Annotated in this window: 1 protein-coding gene; it reads left to right on the top strand. The window is 64.1% G+C overall.

What is annotated here, in order from left to right; translation table 11 throughout:
- The first annotated feature begins 8 nt into the window (after positions 1–8).
- Positions 9–12,644, top strand: coding sequence for a hemagglutinin repeat-containing protein (locus tag VZ068_RS01190; protein WP_349656645.1), 12,636 nt, complete (start codon positions 9–11; stop codon positions 12,642–12,644).
- Position 12,645: the final 1 nt, after the last annotated feature.

Here is a 12,645-nt window from a genome sequence, read left to right as displayed (position 1 = left end):
TTAGTGACATGAATCGCATCTATCGCCTGGTCTTCAACCGCGCCCTGCGCGTGTGGCAAGTGGCATCGGAATTGGTACGTGCTCCCGGTGGCAGCAAGGGTGCCGCTACCGCGCGTGTGCACAGGCGCACGATGGAGCCGCTGCAGTTTGCGCTGTTATGCGCCCTTGGCCTGGTGAGTATGGTCGACATCGCTCAGGCGCAGTCGGCTGGCCGTATCGTGGCCGATCCAGCTGCGCCAGGCGGCGAACGCCCGACAGTGCTGACCGCTCCCAATGGCGTGCCGATGGTCAACATCACCACGCCGTCGGCAGCGGGCGTCTCGCGTAACCGCTACTCGCAGTTCGACGTCGGCCGCGAAGGCGCCATCCTCAACAATGCGCGCGGGCAAACCCAGACCCAGTTAGGCGGCTGGGTGCAGGGCAATCCGTGGCTTGCCACCGGCAGCGCCAGGGTGATTCTCAATGAGGTCAACGGGCCAGCGAGCCGGCTCAACGGGTACGTGGAAGTCGCCGGACCCCGTGCGGAGGTGATCATTGCCAATCCGTCCGGCATCCAGGTCGACGGCGGCGGGTTCCTCAACGCCAGCAGGGTGACGCTGACCACCGGCACGCCCATCCTCTCCGGCGGGGCGCTGGAAGGCTACCGCGTGACCGGCGGCGCCATCCAGGTAGGCGGCGCCGGCCTGGATACCAGCGGCGCGGATTACACCGATCTGATCACCCGCTCGTTGCAGGTCAATGCGGGCATCTGGGCCAATCAGTTGCAGGCCAGCCTGGGCAACAACGTGGTCAGCGCCGATCAAACGCGTGTCGCGCCACAAGCCGCTACCGGTCAGGCACCGACCTTCGCACTGGACGTCGGCGCGCTAGGCGGCATGTTTGCCAACAAGATCTGGCTGGTTGGCAACGAACAGGGAGTCGGTGTGCGCAATGCCGGCAACATCGGCGCACAGGCCGGCGAACTGGTTGTCACGGTGGACGGCCGGCTGGAAAACACCGGTGCATTGCAATCGCGCCAGGACACCCGTATCACCGCCACGGGCGGTATCGCCAATGCAGGCACGTTGAGCGCCACGCGCGAATTGCGCGCCTCTACAGCGGCCGATCTGGACAACAGCGGCGGCGTACTCAATGCGCAACGGCTGCAGATCGATGCAGCTGCATTACGCAACCAGAACGGCACGATCGAGCAGACCGGCGTGCAGGCACTGGCGTTGAATGCCGGTAGTGTGCGTAACCGTGCCAATGGCAGCATCGGTGCAATCGCCGCGGTCGCGCCAAGCGACGGCGCAACGCCCGGCAACGGCAACGGCAACGGCAATCAGAACACCGGCGGCTTTGATGGTGGAAGCGGCGGCACGACGCCTCCCGTCAGCGGGCCGGCACCCGGCGTCGCGCCGCTTGCCGCAGGCGCAGTGACTATCTCCGGCGTGATGGACAACGATGGCGGCCGTATCAACGGCGGCGGCACAGTGTCGCTGTCGGTTGCAAATGGGCTGGACAACAGCGGCGGGCGGCTCGGCGTGTCCGCACTCACTGCGCGCGGCGATCTGGGCAACCGCGCCGGCACGCTCGCCGTCTACGGCGATGCCGACCTGCAGCTTGGTGCGTTGGCCAATGACCAGGGTCGCTTCTCGGTGGCCAATACGCTCGGCCTGGATGCACAGTCGTTGAGCAACCGCGGCGGTGAGCTGCGCCATGCCGGTAGTGGAGCGGCAGCCTGGCAGGTGCGCGGGCTGCTGGATAACCAGGGCGGCGTGCTCTCCAGCAATGCCGCAGCGCTGCAACTCAGCGCGCAAGCAGTGGTCAATGCGCAGGGCCGCATCGAACATGCCGGGACGCAAGGTCTGACGTTGTCGGCGCAGGACTGGTCCGGTGCCGGCGGTAGCATCGCTACACCGGGTGCGCTCACCTGGCGCGCAGGTGCAGTGGATCATCGCAATGCCACGGTGAGTACCACACAGCTGGACTTGCAAGCGACCAGCATCGATAACCGCGGCGGCGCGCTGCTCTCGACCGGCAACCAGCAGGCGGCCTTGCAGGTGCGCGACCGCCTCGACAACGGCGATGGCGGCACCATCGCCGGCAATGGCGATCTACGCATTCGCGCTGGCACGCTAGGCAATGCGGGCGGCCAGATTCAACAGGCCGGCAATGGCATGCTGGCCATCGATGCCACTGCACTGGAGGGTCGCGCAGGACGCCTGATCAGCAATGGTGCGCTGGCAATCAATGGTGGGCGCATCGATCTTGCACAGGGCATCACGTCCGCCCAGCAGATTGGCATCGATGCGGATGCGCTCAGTACCGCGGGCGGTCGTGTGACATCGCTGGGCGATCAAGCGCTACGGCTCACCGTGCGCGATGGCCTGGACAACCGCGATGGCAATCTCGCCAGCAATGCAGGCATTACGATCGCCGCAGGCGCTGTCGATAATCAGCGTGGCGCGCTCCTGGCGGCGGGCAGCGAAGCCGTCACGCTGGTGGTGGGGGGCGCATTGGACAACAGCGCCGGAACCATTTCCGGCAATGGCGCGGTGCAGCTGCAAGCCGGCAGCGTGATCAATCGCGGCGGCACGGTCGTTGCAGCCAATGGCGCTGCATTGCAGGTCAATGCAAGCAACCTGCTGGACAACAGCCAGGGTGGCCGCCTTGCGGCCAGCGGCGATCTCATCGCGCGCGCGTCCACGTTGGATAACCGTGCCGGCGCGATCGAACACGCCGGTACCGGCACCTTGAACGTTGAGGCCAACGCACTCCAGGGCGCAGGCGGCAAATTGCTCAGCCTGGGGGCCCTGCAGCTGGATGGCGGCGACATCGATCTGGGCGCCGGCAGCACCACCCAGGCCGAGCGCATCGTCGTCGATGCCGGCAGCCTCAGCACCGCAGGCGGCCAGCTGAGTGCGACCGGTACCGATACGTTGCGCCTGACCCTCACCGGTGCGCTCAACAACGATGGCGGCACGATCGCCGGCAACGGCGCGTTCGCCGTGCAGGCCGCGGCCCTGTCCAACCGCGGCGGAAGCCTGGTCGCCGCTGGCAGCGCCAGCGGCCGTCTCGACATCAGCGGGCAACTGGACAACGCGAACGGCCGCATTGCCAGCAATGGCAATGCTCTGCACATTGGTGCAAATCAGCTGATCAATCAGGACGGAACGCTCAGCCACTCCGGCAGCGGCAGCCTGGAGATCGCCGTCACACGGCTGGACGGCAGCAAGGGCACCATCGTGACCGGCGGCGCGTTGTCGGTGGCGGCAACCGCGATCGATCACCGTGACGCAACCATCGGCGCAGACAGCGTGCAGCTGCAGGCGCAGACCCTGGACAACCGCGGCGGACGCATTGTCGCCAGTGGCAGCACTGCGAGCGCCCTCCACGCCGATACATTGAACAATGCCGGCGGCACCGTTGCAGGCAATGGCGATTTGTCGCTCACCAGCGATCTGCTGGACAACACACAAGGCACGATCCAGCACGCAGGCAGCGGCCAGCTGCAGATCGACGCACAGACACTTGCCGGTAACGCCGGCAAGCTGATCAGCAACGGCACCTTGCACGTGACCGGCCAGAGCACCGATCTACGCAATGCCACCACCTCTGCTCGCACCATTGCGGTGGACACCGGCAACCTCACCACCGCAGGCGGCCAACTGTCGGCAAGCGGTGACCAACAGCTGCGGCTGAGCATTGGCAACACGCTGGACAACACCGGCGGCACGATCGGCGGCAACGGTGTGCTGGCGCTTGGTGCACAGACGCTCATCAATACCCAAGGGACGCTGCAGGCCGCAGCTACGGGGCAGTCCACGCTGAGCATTGCCCAGGCCTTGCACAACCAGCGGGGCAAGATCCTGCTGGCCGGTGACGGGCGCGTCACCGCGGCAAGCATCGACAACCAGGCCGGTACCTTGCACGCGGCCGGCGGCATGTTGCAGGTGGACGTGGATGGACTGCTCGACAATCGCGCACAGGGCGTGGTGTCCAGTGCAGCCCAACTCGTTCTGGAAGCCGCCACCCTCGACAACGCGGCCGGCAACGTCATCGCCGGCACCGACCTCACGCTCGTTACCGCTAACGCAATCGGCAACAACGGCGGAGCCATCCAGGCGACCAACGCACTGCGCCTGGAATCGGCCGGTCTTTCCAATCGCGCAGGCAACATCATTGGCGGCAGCGCGCTGGTCGACACGCGGGCGCAACTGCTGGACAACGCCGGCGGCACCATCGGCAGCCAGGTCGGCACGCTGGATATCCGCAGCGGCGCGCTCAACAACGCCGGGGGTCGCCTGCAGTCGCAGGCAACCTTGTTGCTGCAGACCAATGGCCAAACGATTACCAATACCGGCTCCGGCGCCAATGGCGGCATTCTCGCCAGCGGCCGCCTGCAAGTGGATGGCGGTGCATTGGATAACCGCGGTGGCGCGGTGTTTGCGCAAGGCGATGCGCGCCTGACGGTGACCAGCGTCGATAACAGCGCCGCCGGCGCCTTGAGCGCCGCGGGCAATTTCGCGCTCACCGGCACCACCATGAATAACGTCGGTGGCCGACTGCAGGCCGGGCAGAACGTCGACCTTGGCTTGAACGGTGCGCTCGACAACCAATCGGGCCTGGTCGCTGCAGGCAGCGTGCTGACCTTGAATGCGTCCACCGTCGATAACCGCAATACGCGCAGCAGTGGCGCACTGGGTCTGCAAGCCAGGCAGTTGCAGCTGCAGGCGCAATCGCTGGACAACCGCCAAGGGCAGGTCATCACCGACGCGGCAGGCAACCTGCAACTGACGTCATCGCTCAACAATGCAGGCGGCCAGATTTCCTCTGGCGGCAGTCTGGACATGCGGGCCGATGCCGTCGCCAACAGCGCCGGCCTGCTGCGGTCGGACGGCAACCAGAGCGTGACCGCGCGCAACCTCAGCGGCGACGGGCAACTGCAGTCGCAGAGCAATCTCACCCTCAGCCTGCGTGAGGGGTTGACCAATACGGGGGAGATGGTCGCCAACGGCACCCTGACCATTCAGACCGATGGCGACCTTTCCAACCAGGGCACCCTGCGCGCCGGCAACCTGGACCTGACCGCGCGCAATGTGGACAACGCCGTCAACGGGCAGATCACCGGCCAGGGCATCACCCACATCGCCACCGGCGGTCAGCTGGTCAACCGCGGCTTGATCGACGGCGCGGTTACCCATCTGCAAGCGGCAACGCTGGACAACGTCGGCACCGGACGCGTCTATGGCGACCACGTCGCGATCGCCGCAGGTACCTTGCAAAACCGTGCCGAGACCATTGCCGGTGTCACCCGTGTGGCCACCGTGGCCGCACGCGAGCGCCTGGACCTGGGTGTCGGTCAACTGACCAATACCGATCGCGGCCTGATCTACAGCGATGGCAATGCCGCCATCGGCGGCGCGCTGGATAGCAATCGCCTCGCCACCGGCACCGCACGTCGGGTCGACAATCTCGGCTCCACCATCGAGGTGGCCGGCGATCTCGATCTGCAAGCCACCACCATCAACAACATCCGCCAGAATGTGGTGGTCACCCAGACCACCACCACGCTGGCCCCGGTGCGCCTGGATCAGCCGACCTGGCGCAACAATGGCGAGAACGACACCTCCAACATCCGCTCGACGAGCAACTATGCCGCGTCCGAGGTGTACTACCTCAACCCGCAAGACATCCTGGAAGACACCCCCTACATCACCCCGGATGGCTATCAGGTGCGCCGCGCGGTCATCCGCGTCACGCCGCAGACCAGCGCCTACTTCTTCGCGCGCGGCGGCATGTATCAGGCCACCGGCGAGCGATCGCGCATGGATCCTCAATCGGGCACGCTGACCATTTATTACACTGGCAGGCAGGACAATCAGGTCAATCCGGACCAGGTGTCAGCGGGCGCGGACGACCCCTTCCGCGAGCTGTCGCAGATTCAGCCCGGCTCACCGGCATTCCGCTACAACAGCGATACCTTGCGCTATTCAAACGCCTACGGCACCTGCACCACCAATTGCGTGCAGCTGTGGGCACAGTTCGCCTACACCGATCCCGACCACATCCTGATGAACCCCCAGGGCACCGGCGGCGGCAGGCTCAGCGACAACGAGCGTTATCGCATGGCGACGCGCACGGTGGTCGAAGACGTGCTGCAACCCGGCGCGGGGCCAGAAGCGGTCATCCATGCCGGCGGCACGATGCGCATCGGTACCGATAGCTTGCGTAATGAATACGCCCGCATTGCCGCAGGCGGCGATCTGTCGATCGCCGGGCTCACTCAGAACGCCGACGTGACCAACCTGGCCTACACGCTGTTCCGCACCCACAGCTTCAGCAACGTCACCACTGCGTACAACGGCACGACCCGCAGCTGGAGCAATCCAGCGATCTCCGAACAGATCGGTCAGATCGGCAGTGCCATCACCAGCGGCGGCACGCTGAGCATCGATGTCGGCGACCTGAGCAACCTCAATCAGGGGCGCGACGCACCCAACGTGCGCGATGGCGCCGCGGTGGCCAACCTCAACATCCGTGGGTCGCAGGCAGCGCCGACCGGCACCGGCATGGGTGGCATTGCTGGCCCGGGGGGCGTGGCCACCAATGCCGCCGACCGTGCGCTGGCTGCGGCAACGCAGGCCGCAGGACAAAGTGGTGCCGGCAGCGTCGGTGGCGTAGGGAGCAGCGGCCCGGTGACGGGCGCACGCGTGGTCGATGCCGCCGGCGGCTCGCCGGACCGCATCGCCATGGGCACGCCCGATACACGCGCCCCGACCGGTAGCCTGTTCACGCTCAGGCCCGCCAGCGGCACCTATCTGGTCGAGACCGACCCGCAGTTCACCGACTACCGCAGCTGGTTGGGCTCGGACTATCTGCTCAACCAGATGGGCTACTCCGCCGATGCGCTGCAAAAACGTCTGGGCGATGGCTACTACGAGCAGAAGCTGGTGCGCGAGCAGATCGGCCAGCTCACCGGCCGGCGTTTTCTCGACGGCTACAAGAGCGACGAAGCGCAGTACCAGGCATTGCTGGATGCCGGCGCCACCGTGGGCAAGGCCTGGAACCTGCGTCCAGGTGTTGCGCTGACCGATGCGCAGATGGCCCAGCTCACCAGCGACATCGTCTGGCTGGTGGAGCAGACGGTCACCCTGCCCGATGGCAGCACCACCACCGCGCTGGTGCCACAGGTCTATCTACGCCTACGCCCTGGCGATCTGGAGTCCGGCGGCGCACTGCTGGCCGGCGCCAATGTCGACGTCAGCCTGACCGGCGGCCTGAAGAACACCGGCACCATCGCCGGCCGCCAGCTGGTGTCCATCGATGCCGGGCGCATCGAGCACCTGGGCGGCAGCATCAGCGGCAACCAGGTGGGGCTGCGCTCGGCCAGCGACATCCGCATCGAAGGCGCCAGCGTCACCGCCGTAGATGCGCTGAGCGTGCAGGCGGTCGGCGATGTCACGGTGGCCTCCACCGTGGAAACCCTGCAAGGCGGCGGCTTCCACCAGTACAGCACCACCCAGCTCGAGCGCGTCGCCGGCCTGTACGTCACCGGCGCCAACGGCAGCGGTGTGCTGTCGGTGGTGGCTGGCCGCGACGTCAACCTGCAGGCTGCGCAGATACGCAACGCCGGCACCGATGGCCTCACCCAACTGGTGGCAGGCAACACCCTCAACGTCGGCACACAGACGCTCTCGCACAGCACCAACACCACCGCCAACGACCGCAACTTCCAGCGCAGCAGCGAGACCACCCACGCCGGCACGACTATCCAGGGCGCCGGCAACGTGGTGCTGGCAGCGGGCAACGATCTGAATCTAACGGCCACGCAGGTGGGCGCAGGCAAGAGCATGGCCTTGCAGGCCGGGCGCGACATCAACAGCGTCGCCGCCGTAGATAGCAGCTCGCAGGAGCGCAGCACCGTCACCAAGAGCAATTCGCTGGCGACATCGAGCTACGACGAGAGCGTACGCGGCACCCAGCTCGGTGCCGGCGACAACATCGTCATGCAGGCCGGCCGCGACCTCACCCTGGCCTCGACCGCGGTCGCCAGCCAGACCGGCGGCATCGCGCTGGCGGCAGGCAACGACATCAAGCTGCTGGCCACGCAGGAGCAGCATGACGCGGTGGTGGATAAGGAAACGCGCAAGAAGAGCACCTTCTCCAATGAGAAGACCACCACGCACGACGAATGGCACGACAGTCTCGCCATCGGTTCCTCGCTGAGCGGCAAGACCGTCAACATGGTCGCGGGCAACGACTTGGCCGTTGTGGGCTCGACGGTGCTTGCTGAGGACAATGTGCGTCTCGCCGCAGGCAACAACGTCACCATCGAATCGGCACAGGACACCAGCAGTGAAGCGCACAGCGTTCGCCAGAAGAAATCAGGGCTGACCGGCGCAAGTGGCGGTGGTGTCGCGAGCGTGGGCTATTCCAAGTCCAGCAGCGATAGCCAGGAGTCCACACGTACCGTCACCCAGGTCGCCTCGTCGGTGGGTTCGACCGAGGGCAATCTGGTGATCAGCGCAGGCAATCAGTTGACCATCGCTGCCTCCGACATCGGTGCCGGTAAGGACGTGACCCTGGCGGCCAGGGACATCGCCCTGCTGGCGCGTCAGGACACAGTCGATCATCAGGCCAGCCAATCAAGCAAGTCCAGCGGCTTCTCGGTGGGCGTGACCTACGACCCGGGCGCGTCGTACCGCAGCGCCCGCGATTCGACCACCAAGAACATGGTCGATACCGGTTCGACCATGAGCAAGATCAGCCGCGATGCCGAAGGCGCCGCAGCCGGTACCATGGCCGCGATCACCCCGGTGGTCATCCAGGCCAGCAGCCATCGCTCCAACGCGTCGCAGACTGAAAGCACCAGCGATGCGCGCGTCAGCCAAATCGCGGCAGGCGGCAACCTCACGCTGCTCGCCAGCGACGGCTCGATCACCAGCCAGGGTACGCAAATGTCCGCGGAGGGCAATGCGCTGCTGCTGGCCAGCAAGGACATCGTGTTCGACGTTGCGCACAACACCCAGTCCAGCGGCAACGCCAGCACTGGCAAAGGCTGGGGCTTCAACAATGCCGCCGGCTTGCCGTACGGCAATTACAACCAGCAAGGCACCGGCAACGGCCAGACCGACACCATCACCGGTACGCAGTTGTCGGTGGGCGGCAACGCCAGCCTGACCACTACGCAGGGCGACATCTCCCTCACTGCAAGCAATATCGCGGCACAGGGCGATGTGAGCATACGTGCGGCCGGCGACCTGACCATCCAGAGCGGGCAGGACCTCCTGGGCAACGCCAACCAGTCCACCAGCAAGGGCATCGGTACGGTGGTCATCTCCGACACCGAGCGTTTTGCCGGCTACAACAAGAAGAACCACACCGACGACAGCGCACAGGTGGCGCAGGTGGCCAGCAACGTCGGCAGCCTGGGCGGCAATGTCAGCCTGACGGCTGGCGGTGCGTACACGCAATCGGCCAGCAATGTGGTTGCTGCCAAAAACGTGGACATCACTGCTGCCTCGATCCAGTTGCTGACCGCCAACACCAGCAGCTCCGCCTCGCAGCAGGACGACGACCTCAAGATCGGCGCGTTCGCGCGCATCAAGTCCCCGCTGATCGATTTGATCAACAACGTGGATGACGCCCGCAAGTCCGATGGGCGGCTCGGCGCGATGCAGGGCATGGCGGCAGCGGCAAATGCCTATCAAACGGCGAAGGCTGTTCAAAGTGGCTCGCTGCTCAGTGTGGAAGCAGGTGTGGGCTTCGCCACCAACGAGAGCAGCTTCAACAGCAGCAGCCAGATATCGCAAGGCTCGACCATCACCGGTGGTGGCAATGTCCGCCTGAAAACCACCGAAGGCGACCTGCATATCGTGCAGGGCAACCTCAAGGCCGGCGACACGCTGAGCCTGGACTCGGCACGCGATCTGGTGCTGGAAGCAGGCAACTCCAGCACTACCGAGCAGAGCAAGGGCAGCAATGCCGGCTTCGAAGTGGGTGTGGGTGCATCGGTGGGCGCGCAGACTGGCGTGTACGCGTACGTGCAGGCGAGTGCAGGCAGCCACAAGTCGAACGTGGACGGCAGCACTTGGCAGAACACCCAGCTGGCCGGCCAGAACATCGTCCTCAAATCAGAGGGCGACACCACACTGCGTGGTGCGGTGGTCAAGGGCGACCGGATCGACGCACAGGTTGGTGGCGACCTCACCATCGAATCGCTGCAAGACAAGCTGGATATCCAGTCCAAGGAAAGCAGCGTCGGTGGCCGGGTGCAGGTCTCAGCGGGTACCGCTTGGGATGCCAGCGGGTACGCAAGCGGCGCCAAGGCCAACGGTAACTATCTGGGTGTGGTCGAGCAATCGGGCCTGTTCGCGGGCAATGGTGGCTATCACGTCACCGCTGGCAACGTGAACCTGATCGGCGGTGCCATCGCCAGCACCAATGCCGGCGCCAGCGAACTGACCGCCGACGCGCTGACGTTCACCGATCTGAAAAATCGGATGGACTACAGCACGGTATCGGCGGCGATCAGTGGTGGTATCGGAAGTACGGGCGAAAGCGCCAAAGATGCCGACGGGAATCCCACCCAGCCCAGCGTCGGCGATCAATTCAAGAATATTGGCCACAACATCGTCAACGGCAACTACGGCGAGGCCGACTACAGCAGCTTCAACCCCGGCATCCCAGTCATCCAAAGCGGCAGCGACACCAGCTATACCCGCGCCACGCTAACTGAAGGCACTATCAAGATCGGCGGCAAGACCACCACGGCAGCAGCGACGGGCATCAACACCGATGCCAGCACGGCACACGAAGCCGTGGCGGCCCTGCCGGACGTGCGCAAGGTCCTGGGCGAGCAGCAGGCGATGGCGGCGGCGACCGGTGCGGTGATGACCACCGCCAAGCAGATTGGCGATGACATTGCTGACGCCGCAGAACGCAAGGCCGACGCGATCGAAGCGAAGTACATCGAAGGCCTGGACACGCAGGACAAGCGAGACGCCTTTAACGCGTTGACCGCCGATCAGCGTCGTGAGGTATTCACGCAAAGCAACCCAGAGTACAGCGCGGCCTCCGAGGCTAAGCAACACTGGGGCATCGGCGGCGACTACAGTCGTGCACTGCAAGCGGTCACCACCGTCGTGGTGGGCGGCGTCTCCGGCCAAAGTGCTGGCCAAGTTGCCACCAACGCATTGGCACCCTACGCCGCACAGCTGATTGGCAAAACCTTCGACCCAAACCACGGCAGCAACCCGAACGCGGTGTTGCAGCTGGTGTCGCATGCGGTGCTTGGTGCGGTGCTTGCCGAAGTCAACGGCGCGTCCGCGGGCGGCGGCGCGCTGGCAGGCGCCGGTGGCGAGCTGGCAGCAAAATACCTGACCCAAACGCTCTACGGCGACGATCCGCGTGCCATCGACCCAGTGACGGGGAAGTTCAATCCGAACCTGCTGCCGGAACAGGACAAGCAGATGCTGGTGGCCTTGTCGCAGGCGGTTGGGGCGATTGCTGGCGGCTTGGCTGGTGGCAGCTTGGCTGATGCCGCTATTAGCGCAAACATCGCTAAAAATGCTGTGGCTAACAATTGGTTATCACGCGAAGAAATCAATGCAGCAGATGTGCTGCGCAGTGCATGCGATAAAGCTGGAGGCAACGTACAGGCCTGTAAAGATGGAATCACAAGAGAAGTAGATGCGATCGATATCGCAAGAGAAAAGGAATGGATCGCTTATCAAAGCTCGGTGGCTCAGGAAATGGGTCAAGACTACATGGCAGGGGCTGGCTGGACCCGCGAGGAGTATAAGGCTGAGCAATTAAGCAGGCAGAGTACCTACTGGACGGGAACGACTATTACAGAAGATCAGGCGATATTTTCTGGGTACGGCCCTGCCCAGGAGTTGGGTTACCTGACTCGCAGCATAGGGAATAGTGCTGTTGATCTTGCCGCATTCTTCGCGCGGCCCGGTATCGATGTGACTGCGGATTTGGCAAAAAGTACCTGGAACGGACTGCTAAACGCGGGCGGCGCACTGAGAAACTATTCGCAAGCGCCGCTACCCGGATTGTATATGCAGTACGGAATCAGTGGGTCATTGACAATGACGACGGAAGAGCGCGCTCGACTCCTCGTTGCCACTGCAGCGAGTTTAGGTTCAGAGGTCGCCATGCTGAAGGTGCTGCGTATGCCCGACGCAGTTCCAGATAGAATTAAACCAGTCGAACCCAAGAAGTTTGAGCTTGCTAAACCTGATGTAAAGCGCGATCCATGGATTTCAACTTGGGACACAGATAGTGAGGCAGGGACACCTCCCGTAGTACGGTCTAATGGCGAAGCGGACGCAACATCTGGAGCGAATTACAGGAAAGACTTGCTTGCAGGGATGTCCAAACCAACCGTAGCTGATTCCAATTTATCGTCGTTGATTGATGATCTGTACCGTGATGGTGCAAAAATAGGGGCTGGAAGTACTGCCGATGCCGTTCGCTATGAAATGAGAACGGGCGAACTGGTTGGAGGAAGATCACATTCACAAAAAGCGCGGGACTATACTAGGGCGCTCCAGCGATGGCTCAAAGAAAACCCTAAGGCCTCTACAGCGGATAAATACTCAGCTATGAAGGTGATTGAAGACATGCAGAACGCACTTAAAGGAGAATAAA

The sequence above is a fragment of the Xanthomonas sp. 10-10 genome, from assembly GCF_040182365.1.
In the GTDB taxonomy this organism is placed as follows: Bacteria; Pseudomonadota; Gammaproteobacteria; order Xanthomonadales; family Xanthomonadaceae; genus Xanthomonas; species Xanthomonas arboricola_F.
The sequence above is the reverse complement of the archived record's forward strand: the minus strand, read 5'-3'. Positions and strand labels throughout refer to the sequence as shown.

Excerpts from the sequence above, each read along its gene's own strand:
- VZ068_RS01190 (WP_349656645.1), top strand. The coding sequence starts at position 9 with ATGAATCGCATCTATCGCCTGGTCTTCAACCGCGCCCTGCGCGTGTGG.